21 protein-coding genes are annotated in these 22183 nt (G+C 40.8%); 16 read left to right on the forward strand and 5 right to left on the reverse strand.

Going from position 1 to position 22183, the window contains the following annotated elements; translation table 11 throughout:
- Window positions 1-10: 10 nt before the first annotated feature.
- Window positions 11-1036 (reverse strand): glycosyltransferase family 2 protein, encoded by a 1026-nt coding sequence (locus tag FRE64_RS00150; RefSeq protein WP_146294103.1) that lies wholly within the window; start codon window positions 1034-1036, stop codon window positions 11-13.
- Between the two features lie 74 nt (window positions 1037-1110).
- Between FRE64_RS00150 and FRE64_RS00155 the strand changes: the two genes are divergently transcribed.
- From FRE64_RS00155 to FRE64_RS17340, 6 genes are all read left to right on the forward strand, one after another.
- Window positions 1111-2895 carry a phosphodiester glycosidase family protein gene (locus FRE64_RS00155; RefSeq protein WP_146294104.1) on the forward strand — a complete coding sequence of 595 codons (1785 nt, stop codon included), beginning with the start codon at window positions 1111-1113 and terminating at the stop codon, window positions 2893-2895.
- A 121-nt stretch (window positions 2896-3016) separates the two neighbouring features.
- A complete protein-coding gene (gene hpsA / locus FRE64_RS00160; RefSeq protein WP_146294105.1) occupies window positions 3017-7264 on the forward strand; it encodes a hormogonium polysaccharide biosynthesis protein HpsA in 4248 nt (1415 codons plus the stop codon).
- Window positions 7264-7947, forward strand: a complete 684-nt coding sequence (locus FRE64_RS00165) for a prepilin-type N-terminal cleavage/methylation domain-containing protein (RefSeq protein ID WP_146294106.1) — start codon at window positions 7264-7266, stop codon at window positions 7945-7947. The genes hpsA and FRE64_RS00165 overlap by 1 nt, the downstream gene beginning before the upstream one ends.
- A gap of 10 nt (window positions 7948-7957) precedes the next feature.
- Complete coding sequence (locus tag FRE64_RS00170; protein WP_146294107.1) at window positions 7958-8914, forward strand: prepilin-type N-terminal cleavage/methylation domain-containing protein; 957 nt, start codon at window positions 7958-7960, stop codon at window positions 8912-8914.
- A complete protein-coding gene (locus FRE64_RS00175) occupies window positions 8915-9463 on the forward strand; it encodes a pilus assembly FimT family protein (RefSeq protein WP_146294108.1) in 549 nt (182 codons plus the stop codon).
- A gap of 244 nt (window positions 9464-9707) precedes the next feature.
- Window positions 9708-9857: a hypothetical protein gene (locus FRE64_RS17340; RefSeq protein ID WP_186708890.1), complete on the forward strand. Its 150-nt coding sequence runs from the start codon at window positions 9708-9710 to the stop codon at window positions 9855-9857.
- Here the strand turns inward: FRE64_RS17340 and FRE64_RS00180 are convergent.
- Entirely contained in the window at window positions 9838-10401 is a 564-nt protein-coding gene (locus tag FRE64_RS00180; protein WP_146294109.1) for a Uma2 family endonuclease, read from the reverse strand. The genes FRE64_RS17340 and FRE64_RS00180 overlap by 20 nt on opposite strands.
- 315 nt (window positions 10402-10716) lie before the next feature.
- On the opposite strand from FRE64_RS00180, the gene FRE64_RS00185 reads away from it, so the two are divergent.
- The 7 genes from FRE64_RS00185 to FRE64_RS00215 all read left to right on the forward strand — a co-directional run bounded on the left by FRE64_RS00185 (window position 10717) and on the right by FRE64_RS00215 (window position 17472).
- Window positions 10717-10953 carry a hypothetical protein gene (locus FRE64_RS00185; protein ID WP_146294110.1) on the forward strand — a complete coding sequence of 79 codons (237 nt, stop codon included), beginning with the start codon at window positions 10717-10719 and terminating at the stop codon, window positions 10951-10953.
- Between the two features lie 2 nt (window positions 10954-10955).
- Window positions 10956-11192 carry a hypothetical protein gene (locus tag FRE64_RS00190; protein ID WP_146294111.1) on the forward strand — a complete coding sequence of 79 codons (237 nt, stop codon included), beginning with the start codon at window positions 10956-10958 and terminating at the stop codon, window positions 11190-11192.
- Between the two features lie 347 nt (window positions 11193-11539).
- A complete protein-coding gene (locus tag FRE64_RS00195; protein ID WP_146294112.1) occupies window positions 11540-12496 on the forward strand; it encodes a cobalamin-binding protein in 957 nt (318 codons plus the stop codon).
- A gap of 123 nt (window positions 12497-12619) precedes the next feature.
- Entirely contained in the window at window positions 12620-13333 is a 714-nt protein-coding gene (locus FRE64_RS00200; RefSeq protein ID WP_146294113.1) for a 16S rRNA (uracil(1498)-N(3))-methyltransferase, read from the forward strand.
- Window positions 13334-13418: 85 nt separating this feature from the next.
- Window positions 13419-14012: a chromophore lyase CpcT/CpeT gene (locus tag FRE64_RS00205; protein ID WP_146294114.1), complete on the forward strand. Its 594-nt coding sequence runs from the start codon at window positions 13419-13421 to the stop codon at window positions 14010-14012.
- Between the two features lie 188 nt (window positions 14013-14200).
- On the forward strand, window positions 14201-15928 hold the full coding sequence (locus FRE64_RS00210) for a diflavin flavoprotein (RefSeq protein ID WP_146294115.1): 1728 nt from the start codon (window positions 14201-14203) through the stop codon (window positions 15926-15928).
- Between the two features lie 554 nt (window positions 15929-16482).
- On the forward strand, window positions 16483-17472 hold the full coding sequence (locus tag FRE64_RS00215; RefSeq protein ID WP_146294116.1) for a DnaJ C-terminal domain-containing protein: 990 nt from the start codon (window positions 16483-16485) through the stop codon (window positions 17470-17472).
- 34 nt (window positions 17473-17506) lie between these two features.
- Here the strand turns inward: FRE64_RS00215 and FRE64_RS00220 are convergent, their stop codons facing one another.
- Window positions 17507-18631, reverse strand: coding sequence for a cob(I)yrinic acid a,c-diamide adenosyltransferase (locus FRE64_RS00220; RefSeq protein ID WP_146294117.1), 1125 nt, complete (start codon window positions 18629-18631; stop codon window positions 17507-17509).
- 146 nt (window positions 18632-18777) lie between these two features.
- On the opposite strand from FRE64_RS00220, the gene FRE64_RS00225 reads away from it, so the two are divergent.
- Both FRE64_RS00225 and FRE64_RS00230 read left to right on the forward strand, forming a co-directional pair.
- Window positions 18778-19011, forward strand: a complete 234-nt coding sequence (locus FRE64_RS00225; RefSeq protein ID WP_146294118.1) for a DNA-directed RNA polymerase subunit omega — start codon at window positions 18778-18780, stop codon at window positions 19009-19011.
- 70 nt (window positions 19012-19081) lie between these two features.
- Entirely contained in the window at window positions 19082-19360 is a 279-nt protein-coding gene (locus FRE64_RS00230) for a hypothetical protein (protein WP_246140357.1), read from the forward strand.
- A gap of 2 nt (window positions 19361-19362) precedes the next feature.
- Here FRE64_RS00230 and serS read toward each other — a convergent pair whose 3' ends face one another.
- Both serS and FRE64_RS00240 read right to left on the reverse strand, forming a co-directional pair.
- Window positions 19363-20649 (reverse strand): serine--tRNA ligase, encoded by a 1287-nt coding sequence (gene serS, locus FRE64_RS00235; protein WP_146294119.1) that lies wholly within the window; start codon window positions 20647-20649, stop codon window positions 19363-19365.
- Window positions 20650-20664: 15 nt separating this feature from the next.
- Window positions 20665-21234 carry a DUF3611 family protein gene (locus FRE64_RS00240; RefSeq protein WP_146294120.1) on the reverse strand — a complete coding sequence of 190 codons (570 nt, stop codon included), beginning with the start codon at window positions 21232-21234 and terminating at the stop codon, window positions 20665-20667.
- Between the two features lie 564 nt (window positions 21235-21798).
- On the opposite strand from FRE64_RS00240, the gene FRE64_RS00245 reads away from it, so the two are divergent.
- A complete protein-coding gene (locus FRE64_RS00245; RefSeq protein ID WP_146294121.1) occupies window positions 21799-22143 on the forward strand; it encodes a helix-turn-helix transcriptional regulator in 345 nt (114 codons plus the stop codon).
- Window positions 22144-22183: the final 40 nt, after the last annotated feature.

The raw sequence follows: 22183 nt of genomic DNA on the forward strand, positions 1-22183 counted from the left end.
TTGCTGTTTTTTATTTGGAATCACTATAAACCGAATCGCGCTTCACAGAAAAAACCTCTCGAACCCGATAAATGGGTCTTCCTTGGGACTCATGATAAGTGCGAATCAGCAACTCTCCTAATAAACCAAAAGAGAATAATTGCACACCAGCTAACAGTAAAACCACGACTAAAATTAATAAAGGGCGATCGCCGATATTTTGATCAAAACCAAACTTTAAAACCGTTAAATATCCCCCAGCTAATCCCCCTAGCGCCATAGAAATTAATCCTAGAGAACCAAAAACGTGCATGGGGCGTGTGAGAAATTTCTGCATAAACCAAATGGTTAATAAGTCCATTAATACTCGCAGGGTTCGCCCTAACCCATATTTACTACTGCCATAATATCGGGGATGATGTTTAACAGGAATCTCAGCAATTTTTGCCCCTTCCATAAAGGCTAATGCAGGAAGAAAGCGATGCAATTCTCCATATAGATTCATATCAGCCAGTAATTCGGCGCGGTATCCTTTCAAAGAACAGCCGTAGTCGTGAATGCGAACATTGGTTACTCGTCCAATAATCCAATTGGCAATTTTAGAAGGGAGTAAACGGGTAAGGGCTGCATCTTGACGGTGTTTGCGCCACCCACTTACTAAATCATAGCCTTCTTCTAGTTTTGTGATCAGGTGAGGAATATCTGTGGGATCATTTTGGAGATCCGCATCAAGGGAAATAATAAATTGTCCTTTCGCATAATTAAACCCTGCTGCCATGGCTGCCGTTTGTCCATAGTTGCGACGGAGAATCACAGCACATAAGTCACTTCTCGTTTCCGCTAATTTTTTCAGGAGGGAAATTGATCCATCTCTCGATCCATCATCCACACAAATAATTTCATAGGAATAGCGAGTAGAAAGAAGGGTTTGCGCGATCGCGCTAATTAATGTCTCTAAACTCTCTACCTCATTATAAATTGGCACAATCACCGAAACTTGTGGACATACTTTTGCGTCAATACTACCGTTTTCTGAAATAGTAGAAGAATAACTCACGCTCACCTCAGAACTTAGCAACTTGATTGTACACTCTTAGGATAGTCCGACATAACCAATAACAAATAACAACAATGAAATGGGATCGATCCTTACGTCAAATTGGACTTGGCTTAACCACCGCGATAATCTGTATTCTATTTGCAACTGTCAGTACAGCCCAATCCCCTGCTAATATAAACGTTGTCCGTGAAGGGGAAGAAATTAGCCTCAATGGAGACAGATTGCCTCTGAGTTGGCGACAATGGGAAAGTAATGGACAAACCCATCTCGGTATCACTGATGCGGCTACTCAACAACGACTGGGTTTAGAATTACTGGCTAGCAATAACCCTGCCCAACAGCCTGTTTGGTGGTTTTCAGACGATTCTCCCTATACGCTTGATGCTGAACATATTGGGGCAAATCGCTATTTAGATCTCACTCCTATTTTAAGAGCAAGCAGTGAAGAGTTAGCAGTAGAAGATGGTCGCTTAGAAATTACCACTACCCCAACGCAAGTCCAAGATATTCGTATCGGAAACCAATCTTGGGGAAAACGTATTGTCATTGATTTAGATAAACCCACGCTTTGGCAAGTGCGCGAAGGGCGACAACAAGCTACTTTAAAGTTAGGCGCTACGAGTCCATCTAATATTCGTGAAAAATTTGCCCCACCCTCTGAAGAAATAGAAGACGAAGAAAATGAAGATATTACTCCTCCTTTATTAGTGGTGAAACCCAATGGGCGACAAACGGAACTGAATCTGAATTTTCCAGAGTCTCTGAAACTAAAAGTCAATACCCTAGCTAATCCAGCGCGGTTAGTTTTAGATTTACGTCAAGATACCCTCAACCCTCGCACTATTCGCTGGAAGCAAGGAGTAGAGTGGCGACAAGATTATATTAGAGTTAATGATGACCAATTTGCGGTAACTTGGCTAGAAATTGATCCCAATCGTCATGATTTGCGACTGACTCCCATTTGGACAAATCAGCAAGAAATGGAAGGGATTGCGTCTTTACCTGATTTAGGGAAAGAATTTGGGGTGACGATCGCGATTAATGGGGGCTTTTTTAATCGGGATAACCAGCTTCCTTTAGGGGCAATTAAACAACAGGGAGAATGGTATTCTAGTCCCATTTTAAATCGAGGCGCGATCGCGTGGGATAATCAAGGGGGCATGATCATGGATCGGTTGCGTCATCAAGAAACATTAGTGATTAATGGGCAAGATAGAGTTTCTTTACAGGCGCTAAATAGTGGCTATGTGCAGTCTGGCGTGGCACGTTATACCCCCACTTGGGGAAGGAGTTATCGGGCGCTTAATGGCAAAGAAAACATAGTTGTGGTGGAAAATAACCAAGTGCAACGAATTACTGAAGTTAGTCAAGGGGAGTCAATTGCTATTCCCCCTAATGGTTATTTGTTGGCAATTCGTGGTAATCCTGAGTTAAAGTCTCGTTTGAGAGAAGGCAGTTCCCTACAACTAGAAAATCAAACCATTCCCCCAGCTTTTAGTGATTATCCTTATATTCTCGCTGCTGGCCCCTTGTTAATTAAAAATCAGCAAGTGGTTTTAGATGCAGAAAGAGAAAACTTTAGTGATGCGTTTATTCGGCAAAAAGCCCACCGTAGCGCGATCGCGCTTAAACAAGATGGAAAAATCCTCTTAGTGGCGATGGGAGAACGGATTGGCGACAATGGCCCCACCTTAAGAGAAAGTGTCAGCATTTTACAACGTCTCGGCGCGATCGATGCCTTAAATTTAGATGGTGGCGGTTCCACTTCTCTTTATTTAGGGGGAGAACTCATTAATCGTCCAGCAGCAACGGCGGGTCGTATTCATAGCGCGATCGGGCTTTATCTTCAGGATTAAAACACCACTTGATCCATTGCCAAAAGTCCTAACCCACTCATAAATTTGATAGCATTCATGAGTTTTTTATGTTATTCTTATCCTTTAGAATTACTGTTATGTTACTTGCTAACTTAAAGCAATGCCGTTACGTTCTCCTCGTCTTTTGCGTCAGCTCTGGCGCAGTTTTAAAGCCTTAGCCCAAGCGATTAACCGCTTATTAATTAAGTTTTTCTTCTTTCCTCTGAAAAAAAGGATTAAAACTAAAGCTGGCTTTGTCCTTCCTACAGCGACCTTAGTTTTATTAGTGGTGAGCCTATTAGTGGGAACGCTCATTATTCGCACAGGTCAAGAGGCTGAGGAAGCGATTAGTGAGCAAGCGCAACAAGAAATTTTTAATGCTGCCACTCCTGCAGTAGATAGAGCAAAAGCCAAGCTAGAGTATTTGTTTCGAGGAGACCCTCGTTTTCCTGTTGGGGTTCCTTCAGAGATTTTTTTGAATAGTATGATGCTTAATGACGGCGAGGAAGTCGTTGCAGAGGATGATGATCCTTATACCTTTGAGGGAGAAAACCGCTTAGATATTAATGATGATGGTGACGACGATAATGCTTGGTCTTACACAACTAATAATGGACAAGAAATTGCTTACTCGATCAATCTTCTTACAGAAAGTAATGGGGTAAATTACCAAGAAGAAGACGCATTGGGAGATAAAGCTGATAACTTAGTCGTTCGTTCAGGTCCATTAGCTGCTGCAAGTAGTAGTCAAGCTCAACGTTGTGCTGAATTATCTAGCCTTTCTCTTGGTGATGATGATTGGTTTACGATTACAGGATCAACGGTGCGGAAAAACTTTCAAATTGATGCTGTGGCCACCAACAACAGCGATGTTAATCCAGTGGTGAGTACCATCGAAGTGCAACAAGATCGAGATCTTGATTTTGCAAACAAGTGGGGAGCTTGGTTTCGGTACGATATGGAGTTTACTCCGGGATCAGACTTTAACTGGAATGGTGCGCTCCATACTGAAGGATCTTTAATTCTTAATAATAATGTTAGTAGCACCACAAAGTTATTTTTAGTCAGTGCTCCTGAGTCGTGCTTTTATACAGAAGAAGCATCAGAAATTACAATGGGGCAGGTTATTGATGACGGTGGGAATATTGATTATCAAGGGCAATTGATGAAAGTGAATACCAACACAAATCAGGATGATGATGATGATGACAATAAAGTTAGAATTGATCTTTTTCCAGGACCTAATGAAAAGCCTGAAGGAGACACCAAGGACTTAGAATTGTCACCTGACAACGATTCTGTTGATGAATATGATGAGAATCCTAGTTTGTATTACCTTGATTCTGTGCGTTTGATTAGTGAAAATGAGTCTCGCGCCCGTAATCCTAATGATGATAGTAATACCAGTATTCGCGATGAGGCTTGGGACGATGAAGATATTAGCAATAGAATTTTTAATTCAGATACTCAACAGCCTTATGTTGATGATACTTACCGTGCTGATGACCGTTGGGGACCGAAACCAGAATATACAGAAGATCTTCCGCCTGTCACTGCAACTAATAACGGTCGACAAATTCAGGACGAAGAGCGCTTAACTAATAACCCCCCTGCTGCGGATGCTGAAAATGCTGGTTTAGATGGTTATTGGGAAAGACGTGCTAACGCGGAAGGGCTAAGAATTATTGTGGGAGAACGTCTAGAGTTAGGAAATACTGACGGTTGGGATGGTAGCGATGATGACTTATACCCGTCAGACGATAATCAACCTGGAAAAGGACCCAATAATAACGATTCTGAATACGATAATTTAGCATCAGTGCAATCCGGGGTTGTCTATCATTGGGATGAAGGTAATCATGATCCTGATGATCCTGAGCCAGTTGCTTGTCTTGCTCTCACCAGTCACCAAAATGGAAACGATACAGAGTTTGATGAAATAAGCATTGACGGGACAGATTTTTTAGTGACCAATTTCTTTGAAGGGGAAGGAACAAATGGTTGGGAATTTGAGTTTCCCGATTATTTTTCTAGTGATATTAATAATAGTGGTAGTACCCTCCGAGAAGCACTGCAAAATTTAGCCCAGTTTGCTGGTGATCCTGATGGTGCATTTCCTCCTTTGCAAGAAAATGGTGGGAATATTACTCATCCCTACCCTGAGTTAACAATGTGGGGAGATTTTTCTAACCTTCGGCGTGCAGTTGATCAGCTAAATGGGGGTAGTTATGATGACCTCAGTTTGGCTGATAAAACTACTTTACAAACTGCGACTTGTAACTTGGGGATGTTGGCTTATAATGTGGACTTTCTAAGGCAAAACTATGAAGATGAACAACTCCAAGATGTAGAAGCTATTTTACAGGAGTTAAGCACAGGAGACTGGACTTCTGTTGGAAAGCAACTTGTTAATAGCATTGGTGATGATAACTTTAGTCAGGGAATTATCGGGAGAGATGGACGAGTTTGTACAGAAGAAGGCACTGGGCTTGATGAAAATGGTAATGGTTGTCCTACCGAAAATCCTTATGATGTTGAAGATGAAACTAGTGACGAATACTATACCAACTATTTCAGTCAATTCTCAGTTCAAGATTGGATCAACTTTGCAGAAGATGAAAATAGTCCAATTGATGCAGGAGCTGCGGATGATATTGGTGACGTGCTAGAGGCTTATCAAGATAACTTAGTTAATAACCCAAGAGCTGAGTTATTTTTAACTTTGCAACGTGATCGGGAACATGGATTTAATACTAATTCTACTTTTAGTGAAGAAACTGATGACTTTGATCCAGACACTGGCATATATACTGTTCCTGGAGCACTTGGTCAAGTTGAAGAAGGTGATGAGTATATCATGGACTGTGATCCAAATACAGATATTTTTGGTTTCGATTTTATCAATTCTGATCGAGCAAGATTTGGATTAGGAAATATTATTTGTAATGCTATATCAGAAGAACTAGAGCCCAGATACCCTTCCCTTTACTACCTATTCCCCACTGACGATCATGACCATGATGGTGATGGAACTCAGCCTCCTAGTGAACCTTATATTAATGATGAAGATAACTACATTTCTGATGATGTTAACGGAAATGTCACTTATCAAGAAATTAGTGATGATGATATTGAGGATCTGGCTCTGAGTCCTCGTGATGAGAGTGATTTCACTCTTCCCACAGCAGGTAGTGGTGTTAACAAGATTACTTTGCCAGATGAGACTGAACTCTACGTTTCTTTCCTTGAAAAAGCCTTTTACAATCGTCGGGAAAATATGACCGTGCGAGTGCTTGATATTGACCTCGACTTATTACGAAATGATCAAGTTAGTGGTGGTGATTACTGGTTACCGACAGGAGAGGATAACTCTAGCATTGTTTATGCCTTCCGGGAAGATGCAGTACGTGAAGATGGCATAGCACGACCAAGAAATAGTGATTGGTCAGATTGCAATGATGAAGAGGAAATAACAGGATTTGATATGATAGAGGGTGACAGCGGTGCGGGCAACAACAGCGATGGTTGTCGAATGAGCTTCAATAATACTCAAGATCCGCCTCTTAATGATGAAACTGGTGTCAGTGTTAAACCTGTTGATAGTTATCCAGATTTAGATCGCCGTCCTTATGGCTTTCGTTTAAGAAATGGGGCGGATATCAGCCGTCCTGATCCTGATGATGACCCCACTGGCTTATCCTTTATCACTGACCAACCTGTGTATATTCAGGGGGACTTTAACGAACATGAGGAATCAGAATTTGATGATGAAAACAATGACTTTTACGACCGTTCTGACCTCAATGAAGACTTTGCGACTCCTTCTGGTGAGAGTTGGCGAACTGCTGAAATTATTGCTGATGGGATAACGCTTCTATCAGAATCAGAAAACTTTGAAGAAGTAGATCCTGACGGTAATAATGATACACCTGCTCCTACTGGACCTCTAGAAGTAAATGCAATTCTGGTCAGTGGTTTCGAGCCTTCATTCCCCAGGAAATACAATGGTGGTATTCATAACTTTCCTCGCCTTTTAGATAATTGGAGTCAAGAAGAAATTACAATCAGAGGCTCTTTTATTCAACTTAACTTTAGTATCTACAGTACAGGTCCTTGGAGTCAGCAAAATCAAGATCCTGATGATGTTGAAAGTCTAGAAGATGCGAATGAAGGCAATAATTTAAGGCATCATTATGGCTTTCCTCAACGAAATTGGGGTTATGATGTGGGTTTGCAATATAACCCTCCTGGTCCGGTTGCAGAACGCTTTGTAACCCCTAGTAATGCGCGAACTGAAACTTATCGAGAATTGTCTGTTGATGATCCCTATATCAGAAATCTACTCGATGCCATCAATGCTGAGGAATAATGATGATGAATCCTATTTTTTTCTATCGACTTCACAAAGCTAAGGACAATTCACAAAAAGGGTTAACCCTGTTAGAAGTCCTTGCTAGTATTGTAATGATTGGTGTGATTTTAGTGGCTGTCGCTCCTCCTTTATTGTTATCAACAGCTACCCGAGTGAAAATGCGCCGTGTTTCTCAGGCTCAATCTATTGCTCAAGATGAAGTGAATCGGGTGCAGGGAATTATGGCGCGATCGCGCGATCAAAACTTACCCACTGATGGTGAGGGTGACTTTGCTGGACTTCCCCAAACTATTGATACAGGAGAGTTAGAAGATTTTGCAGCTCCAAGTAATTTGTCTGAGGTGCGAGCAGTGGATGTAAATGGAGATGGAGACACGGACTTTTTTGTTCAAACTTTCCGAGAAGGAGGGGCTTTATTTTCAGGAGGAGATGCTAGATGTGAGCCAGCTATTTTTACAATGGGAGTTCGCGTTTACTCTTTTCTCGCACAAGACAATTTAGAAGAGGATAATTTAGAAACTGATCCAATTTCTCTACAAATGACTAGCAACTTACAAGGTCAAAGTACACAACCGATGGCAGTACTATTTGCGGAAGTGAGTCGCAGTGATATGGAACGCTCCCGAGATGCTTATAATAGGTATATCAGTGGGGATTGGATTCCTGGTGGTTGTAATTGAGTGAGCAAATATGAAACCTTTTATTCTCCAATTTTTCCAAAACTTACCCTTTAAAAAAAAAGAGTCTTCTCGTGGATTTACTTTGCTTGAAGTTTTAATTGCTACGGTAATGTCAAGCATTGTTATTTCCAGTTTGCTCTATTTTATGATCGATATTATTAGAAGCAATGCAGCAGAAACGGCTCAAAAAAATACCCTGCAAGAAATGCGTCTAGCCTTGGAATTTATGACAGATGACTTAAAAGAAGCGGTTTATGTTTATACAGGAGATGACTTTAATAATCGTAATATTGAAGATGTTTCCAATGATGGACTTTTAAATAGTATTGATACTTCTGATGATTTAGAGCCAATTTTAGTTTTTTGGAAGCTGGAGGATGTTCCTTATGATTCTGATGATAATCTGCCTAATTGTGAACCACTAGATGATGATCAGGAAAATGAATGTCAGGAATTAAGAATTTCACAACGAACTTATACCCTTGTGGCTTACGTTCAAGATAATAACCCTACCGATACTTGGGATGGAGAGTCTGTAATTTATCGTTATCAGCTACGAAAATATGATGATGTTAGTACATTAAGTCGCAAGGACGAGTATGTTGATCCAGTTCAAGATAGTAGCTTTGCGAATTGGCCCTATAACAGTGATTCCCAACTGCCTTCAAATTTTAGTAATCCTACCATTAATCGAAACAGCGAGGCCTTAGTCGATTTTGTAGATGTCCCCAACAACAATAACTTTTCAGATGACGATGTTAGCTGTCCTGATGGTTACAATCGTACTCCTAATAATTCCAGTACATCTAATAGTTTTTACGCTTGCGTTGAAAATACCTCAGGACAAAAAACCGTTATTGTTAATTTACGCGGAAACCCCAATGGGCGAGTTAGTTTTGAGTTAGATGATAACTTTACCCCGTTACCCACGCTTAATTCTAGTGCTATTTTACGGGGAGGCAGATAAGTGATCAAACAGCTTCTAACTGGTCACATTAAAAAGCAATTGATTGCTAGAGATGGATTTACCTTGTTAGAGGTAATGGTTGTGATTCTTATTTTAGGGATTCTAAGCGCGATCGCGTCTCCAAGTTGGCTTGCTTTTTTACAGCGTCAACGCCTCAATACGGCTCAAAGTGAAGTTCTTCAAGGAATGCGAACGGCTCAAACTCGTGCTAGACGGGAAACAACTAGCTGGCAGTTTACTATACAGGAAAACAATGACATTGTCAGATGGCGAGTGGATGCAAGAAGTAATTTTAATTCTGCCAGTGATGTTTGTAATGAAACGACAGGCTGGAATAGTCTCGATTCTCGAATTACTTTGAATGCTGATCAAACAACATTCCAATCTCTCGGTGAGAATTGTTGGCAAGCATGGTTTACAGAGAAAGGACGATCCGGGGGGAGACTGGGTAAAGTAACTTTATCGGCGGAAAATCTAGATAATCAAAGTTGCGTTTATGTCTCGACATTTTTAGGGGCAATGCGAAAGGATCAAGATGAAGGATGTTAATGAAGCTTATAGTGATTCCAAAATCAATTAGTATTACTTAATGAGAATTGGCAAAATTAACCCTAATTCTCTCCTCAAAGAAGATGGTGTCATCAATGAATTCCTCTTGCTACACTTGCCAAACGAAACAATGTGACAGTTGAGAGTGCGGAATGTGGGTTAGAAATTTCCCCATAGATTCATATTAATAAGGGTGTGCGAATTCCTTCCGCCCTACCAAAATTATCTCTTAACAAGAAACCTAATGGCATTTCTGAAACGACTTCACACTAATAATGGAATTTCTCTGGAACAAGTGCCGATGTTAAGCGTGCTGTTGGCGGCGGGTTGTCTCACCAGTATTACCGAAAGCACGATCGCGCTTTTCCTGCTTTCTATAATTTCAACCAGCTAAATACATCAGCGACACTTAAACGTAAATCGCCCACTAAATTAGGAACAGGTAAAATTTCCTCTGGTTGTTTTAGCAGTTGCGGTTGTTGCCCGTGGGGAAAAACCAGAATCGATCGCGCTTTGGGATCAATCAGCCAACCCATTTCACTCCCATGATTGAGACTGTGTAGAATAATTCCCGTTACTTTCGTGGAACTTTGGTCTGGAGAAAGAATTTCAATAATCCAATCTGGTGCAAGCGGAAAGACATTAGCAATATCGACACTTTCATCAACAGGAATCCGTTCCCAAGCAAATACAGTAACATCAGGGACAATGGAACTACCGCCAAAAGTGCACCGTAATTCAGGAAAAGCATGAGCAATGCGTTCTTTTTTGACAATTCCATTTATTGTATTGACTAACTCACATTGAAGAATACTATGTTTTCCCTGTTGCCTCGGCTTTTGAATGATTTGTCCGTTAATATATTCTTGAGCTGGTTTAGTTTCGGGTTGTTTGAGAAACTCCTCTAGTGTAATTGTTTTGTCTGAGATTTGTACCATCTTCTAAATTCTCCTAACTAATAACATTTATAGATGGATTAATATTTTTTAATTAAAAACTTCGGAAATCGATATCATGAATTGTCCAGCGAATTTAGGAAATAATTGGATTCATGGGCTAGCAGCGATCGCGCTTGAGTAGCGATTGATAATTTAATCCTAGCATTATCATATTAGAAATTTCCCCATAAAATGATAAATAAAAAGACTCATAGCAATCCCAGATGATTTTGGAGATTACGCTCTCGCTAAGTGCTTCTCTATAGAAATTGCAGTAAGCTAGTAACACATAACGATGGTATGAGTTGATTCAGTGTGGATTTTGAAATTATTGGAGAAATAACCAATATTGAAATTATTGCAGTAGGAACAGGAATCCGAGAGCGAGGGCGTTTACAAAAGAAATATGGTCGAGGGAAGTGGAGAAAGTTAAAAGGAATTGCTCAAGTACAGCTTGCAAACGGTATGATACGAATAGCTGAAGTACATTGGTATGAAGCTCATGGCATTGGAAAAAAAGAGTTTAAGCTGAAGCTACCGTTTTTGGATTAACGATGACAATTGATCAATCCCCAGTAAATCAGTTTGCAGTATGTCTGGATAATCAAGATTACGAAGCATCATTAGAAGTCGGAAAAATTTACCGCGTGGTTAATGATGAACAAGCAAAAGCTAGTGGGTTAATTCGTATTATTGATGAGAGTGGTGAGGATTATGCCTTTTCTTCCAATCGATTCCATCCCATTGCAGTGCCTAAGGCTGTAGAAAAAGTATTACTAACTCAATCCTAATTTAGCATGAGGGCTGAGAATCCTACGACTACAACTCGCGCGTTCCTTTGCGCCGTTCTAGTGTAATTGTTTTGTCTGAAACTTGTACCATTTCTATTTCCCCCTAATTATAGTGATTCCAAATAAAAAACAGCAACCTAAAAGTAGTGGGAGCATCTTGCTCCCTAGTAGCAGCCAAGATGGCTGCACTACGGAACTGAATTGGAACGACTATATTAGCGTTTCTATTTCTAAGGATAGAAAAAATTGATCGCATTGGCGAATATTCGTTACAAAAGAATTAGGGATGTTTTTCGCTACATCATTTTCCTTTCTGCTGTTAACTAAATTTTCTTCCAAGATTAATTATGGCTACCAATAACCCTCTCCGAATTGTATCTCTATTACCCAGTGCAACAGAAACAGTTGCTGCTTTAGGCTTGACAGATTATTTAGTGGGACGTTCCCACGAATGCGATTATCCGCCAGAAGTCAAATCTTTACCAGTTTGCACCGAAGCCCGTTTAAATTCTCAAAAAAATAGTGGGGAAATTGATCAAGATGTTCAAAAATTAATGCAGTCGGCATTGAGTATTTATGAGCTTAAAACCGATGTTTTAGAAGAACTTAAACCCACTCATATTATTACTCAAGATCAATGTGATGCTTGCGCCGTAAGTATGGCACAAGTACAGGAAGCAACATCACAGCTAGTATCTAGCCAGCCCAAAATTATTTCTTTACAAGGGAATGTTTTAACAGAAATTTGGGCAGATATGAAAAAGGTGGCTGATGAGATTGGAATTGATTCTAAACAGGCTTTGGCGGATTTACAAGCGCGAGTTGATGCTTGTACTCGCATTAGCGATGAAATTCCAACAGAAAATCGCCCCCGAGTGGCTTCGATTGAATGGATTGATCCGTTGATGTCGGGAGGAAACTGGATTCCTGAGTTGATTAAATTAGCAGGGGGGAATCCTGTCTTAGATGAAACCGGAGCGCGATCGCACTATCTACAATGGCAAGATTTAATTAACGCTGATCCTGACTATATCATCATTACTCCCTGTGGCTTTGACTTAGAACGAACTCGCCAAGAAGCGGAAACGTTAATGACTAATTCTGATTGGCAAAATTTAAAAGCAGTAAAAAATAATCAAGTTTATATTACTGATGGCAATGCCTATTTTAATCGTCCTGGCCCCCGTTTAGTAGATTCTTTAGAGATATTAGCAGAAATTCTTTATCCCCAACAGTTTTCTTATGGCTATGAAGGGAAGGCTTGGGAACATCAAAGAAGTGCCATTTCTACAGCCTCTGCTTAAAACATAGCGTTTTTTAGTCATTGGTCATTAGTCATTAGTCATTGGTCATTGGCTTACAACCAACAAAGGACAAAATGAAAGTAAAAACTGCTATAGTGATGCTGTCTTTTATCAAAACTAGGTTTGCAGTATCAACGGTTTGTCATTGAATCTCACCAAAAACAGGGAGATTTGATTCAACTAACGGAAGCCCAGAATCATTATTTGCGACGGGTGTTACGCTTATCAATGCGCGATCGCGCTATTGCCATAACGGGAACAGGAATGGCTTGGATTGTGGAATTAACCCCTGATCAAGCCAAAATTATTGCTTCTATTGAGATTAACACCGAGCTTTCTGTCAATGTTACGCTTTTAGTTTCATTACCAAAACAAGGGGTAGATGAGATTGTCCGTTGCTGTACTGAACTGGGTGTGACAACTATTGTTCCTGTGTTGAGTGAACGTACAGTTCTTAATCCCAGTGCGAATAAATTAAGCCGTTGGCAACGGATTGCAGCTGAAGCCTCGGAGCAGTCAGAACGCGCGATCGTCCCCACGATACAATCCCCCATTTCTTTTACCCAAGCCCTAACCGACTATTCTGGCAATCAGGGCTATTTTTGCACCGCCCGGCATAACGCCCCTGTCCTTAGTAAAATTTTACCCTCTCAACTCACCATGAACCAATCCTTAGTGATTGCCACAGGTTGTGAAGGGGGATGGACAGACTCAGAAATATTACAAGCTCAAGAAGCCCAATTTCAGCTTGTCTCTTTAGGTAAGCGAATTTTACGAGCAGTTACCGCCCCAATTACTGCGATGAGTCTAGTTGGAGCTTTTTCCGAGCAAAGGTAACATTAATTTAATCTTGTGCTAGGGCTGCCTTGAAACGATCAACAATAAATAATGAATCATTTAAGAACAGTAGAAGAAAAGTATTATGTCTCACGCTACCGATATTGTAACCCTTGGTCGTTGGATGGCAGCAGATTTTAGTAACCAAGAACAAGCCTTTATTAATCCTCCTTTTTTTGCCCATATTCGAGTGGGAATGCGTCCTTTACCTGTATCACTCTTATCAGGGATTAGTTTATTTGTGGAACAAGCATACGACTATATGTTGAATAATCCTTATCGAGTGCGAGTCTTAAAATTATTACCCGTTGAGGATCATATTGAAATTGAAAACTATACCCTCAAAGATTCAGAATCATTTTATGGCGCAAGTCGGGAACCTGAACGATTGTCTCAGCTAACTGTGGATAATTTAGAAAAGCTCCCGGGGTGTAATATGATTGTGCATTGGACAGGTCATAGCTTTAAGGGAGAAGTAGAACCTGGTAAGGCGTGTAAAGTGGTTCGCAAAGGAAAGGAAACTTACCTCGATAGTACCTTTGAAATTGATGCTGACAAGTTTATTAGTTTAGATCGAGGGCGCGATCCTGAAACTGATGATCACGTTTGGGGCTCAGTTGCGGGCCCCTTTCATTTTGTGCGCTGGGCTAGTTTTGCTGATGAAGTTAAATCTCCTTAAAAAAAGCATTCCCCAGTTATAAGGCAAGGTGGTTTAATTCTCCTGAAATTACGCTCATGTAGGGAGATAGGGAGATGGGGAGATGGGGAGACAACTTTCATTTTTTTTGTAATTGTGTAAATTTTAACCTTGTAAAATGAAGATAATTTTCATATTTCGTTGTATTTTCAAATAAAAAATAATTAATTATGGTTGCTTTAACAGAAAAAACAGAAAATCGTTTAACCTTACAAGTTGCTGATATTGTTGCTGATACCACTGCCATTCGCTCTTTAGACTGGGATCGCGATCGCTTTGATATTGAGTTTGGCTTGCAAAATGGAACGACCTATAATTCTTTTCTCATTCAAGGGGAAAAAACCGCTTTAGTGGATACTTCCCATGAAAAATTCCGCGATCAATACTTGCCAAAATTAAAAGAGATTGTTGATCCCACCACCATTGATTACATCATTATTAGCCATACTGAACCCGATCATAGTGGTTTAGTGAAAGATGTTTTGGAAATTGCCCCCCAAGCGGTTGTTGTGGGAAGTAAGGTTGCTATTCAGTTTCTAGAGGGATTTGTCCATCAACCCTTTGAACGACAGGTGGTGAAAACAGGGGATCAGTTAGATTTAGGCAAGGGTCATTGTTTAGAGTTTGTCAATGCCCCGAATTTGCATTGGCCCGATACTATGTTGACTTATGATTGGGGAACGCAAACCTTATTTACCTGCGATGTGTTTGGGATGCACTATTGCAGTAATGACTTACTCGATACCGATTTAGAAGCGATTTCCCCAGACTATCGCTTTTATTATGACTGTTTGATGGGTCCGAATGCGCGATCGGTCTTAGCAGCGTTAAAACGCATGGGAAAACTTGGGGAAGTGGCAATGGTGGCAAATGGTCATGGCCCCTTGTTGCACTACAATGTAGAAGAATTAATCAATCGTTATCGCACTTGGAGTGAAAACAAGGCGAAGGGAGAAAAAACGGTTGCAGTCTTTTATGTATCAGATTATGGTTACAGCGATCGCGCTTCCCAAGCTATTGCCTACGGAATTACGAAAACAGGTATTACCGTCGAAATGATGGACTTATTAGGGGCGGATCAACAAGAAGTGCGAGAATTAGTAGAACGATCCAATGCTATTGTCATTGGAATGCCCCCCTCTAGTGGCGAGAAAGCCCAAGAAGCCAGTGCTACCCTCGGAACAATTATTGCTTCCGTATCTTCTAAACAAGCGATTGGGGTGTTTGAATCCTATGGTGGGGATGATGAACCCATTGATCCGCTCAAAACTCGTTTTTCTGATTTGGGCTTAAAAGAAGTTTTCCCAGCCATTCGCATTACCGATACCCCCGGAGAAGCCACCTATAAACTCTGTGAAGAAGCAGGAACTGACTTAGGGCAATGGTTACAGCGAGACAAAACAGTGAAGCAAATGAAGTCCCTCGATAGTGATTTAGATAAGGCGATGGGACGCTTAAGTGGGGGATTGTATATTATTACTGCCAAGAAAGGGGACTTAAAAAGTGCGATGTTAGCCTCTTGGGTTGCCCAAGCTAGCTTTGATCCCCCAGGAATTAGCATTGCAGTGGCAAAAGATCGCGCGATCGAGGCTTTAATGCAAGTGGGTGATCAATTTGTTCTCAATATTCTAGAGGAAGGGAACTATCAACACTTGATGAAACATTTTCTGAAGCGATTTAAACCTGGGGCGGATCGCTTTGAGGGCGTAAATACCCAAACGGCTAATAATGGTTCCCCCATTTTAACCGATGCCCTAGCCTATTTAGAATGTGAGGTGGTGAGTCGGATGGAATGTAGCGATCATTGGATTGTTTACAATAAGGTCAATCAAGGACGAGTGTCTAAACCAGAATCCTTAACGGCGGTTCATCATCGTAAAGTGGGCAATCACTATTAAATCAGTTGTAAATTTGTCCCTTAGATGCACCTTATAGTCGTTCCAATTCAGTTCCGTAGTGCAGCCATCTTGGCTGCTACTAGGGAGCAAGATGCTCCCACTACTTTTAGGTTGCTGTTTTTTATTTGGAATCACTATAGTTAATTACTCTCCCTCAATTGTTACCTGATCTGAGGGAGCTTCTCACTAAAACTAGCTTACGCTTCAGTTCGTGACTGAGATTTACCACTGATGTTGATTCTCATCACCAAACTCCTTAGATTTTTTTTTGCATTTTTGTCCCAATCCATTTCTAGCCTGTAATGAGGGCAATTGTGGATTCTTTCTGATCACTTTTTCGAGACTTTCTCACCACAACCTGAACAATTTTGCGATGTATTTTTTCAGAATAGGGTGGGAAATTGCCCTGATCTCGGACAGAAAAAACCGAACTTCCCGTAATTAAAAACTTTGCTAGGCTATATCAAAGATGAACTCTAACTTTTATAACTAACTTTCCTAGGTATATTACTACTTAAAATTAAACGTGGTTGCAGTTAAAAACAGAGGAAGCTATGGCAACAACAGATTTCAAAGATTATTACTCCATTCTTGGCGTTGATAAAAAGGCAAGTGAAAGTGATATCAAAAAAGCCTATCGTAAACTTGCCCTCAAATACCACCCTGATCGTAATCCCAACGATAAAGAGGCTGAGAATCGCTTTAAGGAGATTAGTGAAGCCTACGAAGTCCTTTCTGATCCTGAAAAACGAAAAAAATATGATCAATTTGGTCAATACTGGCAACAAGCGGATCAGTTTCAGCAACGCGGTGGTACCCGAACTCGAACCAGTACTGGCTTTAATACTGACATGGGAGGCTTTGACTTTAGCCAGTATGGTAGCTTTGAAGAATTTGTGGATGAACTGCTGGGACGATTTAATACCGGTGGGCGCACTCGTTACAAATATCAAGCCTCCCCGGGTGGCTTTAGCGACTTTGGGGGCGGTTTTGGTACAACTGCTGATGTTGCTCCAGATACAGAGGCTACAATTCGTTTAACTTTTAGTGAAGCATTTCGTGGAGTGCAAAAACGCCTAAGCGTAGGCAATGAAGTAATTAATGTTCGCATTCCAGCCGGAGCAAAACAGGGGAGTCGTATTCGGGTTCCAGGAAAAGGAAAAAGTAGCCCCTATGGTCAAAAGGGAGATTTATATCTGAATGTTCAATTACAACCCCATTCTTTCTTCCGCTTTGAAGACGATCAGTTAGTTTGTGAAGTCCCCATTACTCCTGATGAAGCTGTGCTCGGTGCCAATATTGATGTACCGACTCCCGATGGTCTAGTTTCAGTAAAAGTTCCAGCAGGGGTACGTTCTGGACAGTCTCTGCGACTACGAGGAAAAGGTTGGATCAAACCGAATAAGCAAAGAGGGGATCTCTTTGTGCGGGTAAAAATTACAGTTCCGAAGGATATTAGTAGTACGGAACGAGAATTATATGAAAAAATTAAAGCTAACCGCAAAGAAGACCCCCGAAAAGAGATTAAACAAATTCGTCTTTAAGATAATGGGGGAAGCCGTGTTTATCCCTTAATAGTTAAAAATCTACACCGCGTCGTAACTCGACACCATGATGAGCATAGTGTTTATGACAGACCATTTCTGAGTAAACGCTGGCGAGATCAAAAAAGGGCGGACGATTAAAACAACGACCGGTGATAATAACTTGGGTATCGCTGGGTTTCGCTGCTAAGGTTTTCACAATCGCTTCAGTAGGCAATAGTTCAAGATCAACAGTGGGGTTGAGTTCATCGAGAATAATGGTTTTGTAGGTTCCCGACTCGATCGCGCTTTGAGCGGTTTTCCAACCTCGTTCAGCCTCTTGATAGTCTTCAGGCTGTTGTTGACCGCGCCAAACAATTGCATCACGACCACAACGCACATGATCAATTAAGTTAGGATAACTTGCCTTCAGAGCAGCGATCGCGGCATCCTCAGTATAGCCTGTACCTCCTTTCAACCACTGCACTATTAAAACTCGTTGTGACTGGTCTTGATCAATCCCTCGTCCAATAGCAAGTAATGCTTTTCCTAAAGCACTAGTGGATTTTCCTTTACCATCCCCAGTATAGATTTCAATCCCTTCTAAGGCCTCATCAGTAGCCACATGAGGTTTCATTTCTGAATGAAGGTTTGCTAAATCTAATAGAGATTGTGGAGCAGCGCGACCGGTAATAATAATTTCTAAGGACTGTGGCTTATTTTGTAGGGTGTCAACAACTTCCTGTAAGGGGAGTAAGCCTAGTTCTAATATGGGGTTGAGTTCATCGAGAACGATAATTGAATACAGTCCTGACGCGATCGCGCCTTTGGCTACATTCCAACCTCTAAGGGCTTCTTCTTTATCAAAATCAGTAATATCTTCTTTTCCAAAATACTCAGCCCGTCCCGTGCGAACTTGATCAATGAGGTGAGGAAACCCTTGTTGCAAAGCAGCGATCGCAGCATCCTCATCGTAAATCCTCTCAGGTCCTTTTAAGAATCGCAATAATAATACCCGATTCATTACTTGTGAGTGAATCCCTAAACCAATGGAACGCAGAACGACACCTAACGCCGCTTGGGACTTTCCTTTTCCCTCTCCATCATAAACATGAATTTGTCCAACGTCACGCTCTGAGCGTTTTTGCGCTGTTCTAATCCCAATTCCAGTTCTAGTCATTTCCAGCAATTTTCAATTAACATCGGAAACTCTAGTTTAAAGGGAAATGGTTTCCCTTCCTAAAAGTAAAATCAGATTCTTATAATGGGAGAATGTTAATCTAGTAACAGTAATGATTTGAGCTAATTCTCTTAAATTTTTCAAGAATGTATAAACACTCTTCTTTTAACTCTGATGAGATTGTTCAACGGGCGGAACAATTAATGAACGCCGCCTCTAATCGCTATCGGATCACCGTACAGGTAGCAAAACGAGCAAAACGCCGTCGTAGTGAGGATAAGGCTCAAGATTATTTAGATGATCCCTTAATGACTCCTCCCATTCGGGCGATTATTGAAATGTCAGATGAGTTAACCCAACCTGAAATTATTGGTGAATAATCTAGGTTAGAGTGGGCTTTGCTTTGCCCACTTTTTTCGTTAAAGTTAAGGAAGAATTGTGAACTAAAGTGTGAGTAACAAAGTGACCGTGTCTAACTCATCATCTCAAGAAACTATTAGTATTCCTGCTTTACCCCTTGCCGTTTATCGAGAAATTGCTGCTCATATCCAACAACTTGATGGGATAGAAGTAGAAATTCTTCCACAGTCTTCTACTGAGTTTGATTATTTTAATAGCCAAGTAGAAGGGTTGCTTTTAAAGTATCCTGCTGATTTTCCCCAACCAGATCAAGAAAGATTAGCAGAGATATTAAACTACTATCAGCAGCATTATAATCGCAAGTCATAAGCCTAACCAATGGTTGTTTCTCGGAAGTATCCTTGTAAAGCCTCAGGCACTTTTACACTGCCATCACTTTGTTGATAGTTTTCTAATATGGCTGCCATAGTTCGTCCAATGGCAAGCCCGGAACCGTTGAGGGTGTGAACAAAGTGGGTTCCTTTTTGATTACTTTCTTTGAAGCGAATATTAGCCCGTCTGGCTTGAAAGTCAGTAAAGTTAGAACAGCTAGAAATTTCCCGATAAGTTTGAGAGGAGGGTAGCCAGACTTCTAAGTCATAACATTTGGCTGCCCCAAACCCTAAATCCCCTGTACATAATTCCATCACGCGATAAGGCAGTTTGAGTGCTTGTAAAATGGCTTCGGCATCTTTGACGAGCGCTTCATGTTCACTGGGGGAGTTTTCTGGGCGAACGACTTTGACTAATTCTACTTTATTAAACTGGTGAAGACGAATTAACCCTCGGGTGTCTTTCCCATAACTGCCAGCTTCTCGGCGAAAACAGGGAGTATAGGCACAATGATAAATTGGAAGTTTAGAGGCTTCTAAGATTTCCTCGCGATATAAGTTGGTAACGGGAACTTCTGCGGTGGGGGCTAGCCATAAATCGTCCCCTTGACATTGGAAACTTTCTTCAGCAAATTTTGGCAGTTGCCCAGTTCCAGTTAAGGAGTCACTATTAATTAAAGCTGGTGGCATCACTTCTAAGTATCCTGCGCCAATTTGTTGATCCAGCATAAAATTAATTAAGGCTCTCTCTAGGGCGGCTCCTTTGCCAATGAGATTAACAAACCGACTTTGAGCAATTTTGACGGCGCGATTAAATTCTAAAATTCCGAGCTTTTCACCAATTTCCCAATGCGGTAAAATTTTTGAGGAATCACTGGGTAAATATTCATCACCCCAACGGCGGACTTCTACGTTTTCGGTTTCATCTTCTCCCACTGGTGTCGTTTCACTGGGGAGGTTAGGAAGGGAAAGTAAAAGGTCAGTAATTTGTTTTTTTAATTCTTTTTCTTGTGGCTCTAGTGAATTAAGTTCTTGTTTAATCTCGTTACTTTTTTCTTTGATTTTAGTGACTTCTTCACTATCAGGAGCTAATCCCGATTGAATTTTTTTGCCTATTTCTTTACTAATTTCGTTGCTACGAGCTTGTAAGCGCGATCGCGATGTTTCTAAATTCCGCTGCTTTTCGTTTAAGTCTAAAATTTCTTGTATCTGATACTCTGAACTACGGCGATTTAATAATTCCTGCACCACCTCTGGTTCTTGACGAATGCGCTTAATGTCTAACACATAACCTCCTGTTTTTTATTTGGTCAACCGTTGAGTCAGCCAAAGCGAGGACACAATCCCTGCAAAATGAGCAGCAACGATATTAACATTTGCCTGAATAATGAGCAAATCAATGGAATTAACAAACTCTTGCGGATTTGCCCCAATCACTAATTGCGGTTGAGTTAAAGACTTAACTAAGACAATGCCCACAATTGCTTGCGCTCCCACAATCGTTAGTAGTAAGCCCACTAAGTTCGACATCAAACCAATTCGTAATAGTCGCAAAATAACTGAACGACTGGGGCGGGAACTGGGCTCAGCCGTAGCTAGACGACGGGAAATTTGGGTATAGCGGTAAGAGAGATAAATACTCACCCCTAGAGCAATAATGCCACCTAAGGCAAAAAATACGCCTACTCCTGTTGCTTGAGTGGTATTTTCATTTCCAACGAGATTAACAGAGCCAACCAACAAAGTAACTGTGGAAACCACTCCAAGTACCAGTTGTACCCATAGCCCAATATTCCCCCCCAATTTGAGGGAAGAGGAGGCGCGTTTTACCGCAAGGGGGAGAGAAGAACTAACTTCTGGTTTATTATTCATATTAAATCAAGGGTCTGAAACCGAGCCGTTGACGACGTTAGCTAATTCGAGATAGAGTATTTTTAAGTGGTATTACTTAAAATACTCCAAAATTTTTGTATAGCTTCCTTGCCTACTTCTGTCAAGGTGTTTACCTTTTAGACTAGCCTAGCAATTTAGGCTTTTAGATAGCACAGACTAGTGGCTTATCTATCCCAGAGTCTGTAGCCAATAGAAGCTGAATTGCCTAGCTAGTGCTCAACTCATAGATAGTTATTTGAAACACCGTCCCATCAGAGGAGGAATGCTGAACCTATACGATTTCAAAAATAACGCCATGTCTATATTTTAGATGAGTTATTGCAATTGTCGAGGGGCAAAGTTGTTTGGAACCTTAACGTTTCAGTAATTGAGGCAGATATTTTCAGCATTAACTTTGATTTTTGGTATGAATATACAAAAAAATTTAATGGACAATTCAGAGTTTTCACTTTACTTTATTAGTAGTTAATTAAGTTACCCATACTTCGCAACTAACCCTAATGACCTCTATTTAGCTCGACCTCATTTGGTCATGACATGCTCATGAAATTTGAAGAGATCTATCAATTTTTTAACAACCCTCCCCCTACTTATCTCAATCGAGAACTAGCTGTGTGCTACATTTTGGACATAATTTTACAACAAGAAGAATCTTATGGAACCGAATTAATTACACAACTAACAGAGAACTTTCCCCAATATCGACTTTCTGATACGGTTCTGTATAGTGCCTTAAACTTCCTAGAACACACGGGAGTGATTCAAGGCTACTGGAGAAAGCGTAAAGGGCGGGGTCGTCCTCGTAAAATGTATAAAGTGGTAGGAGAACAGAAAGCGCAAGCGGAAGATTTAGCCAAGCTCTGGCGCAATTATGTTCACAAGAGCTGATCCAAGCAGTTCTTGAAAGTTACCATTTAAATTTTAGCAG

This window comes from Euhalothece natronophila Z-M001 (assembly GCF_007904085.1).
GTDB lineage: Bacteria > Cyanobacteriota > Cyanobacteriia > Cyanobacteriales > Rubidibacteraceae > Halothece > Halothece natronophila.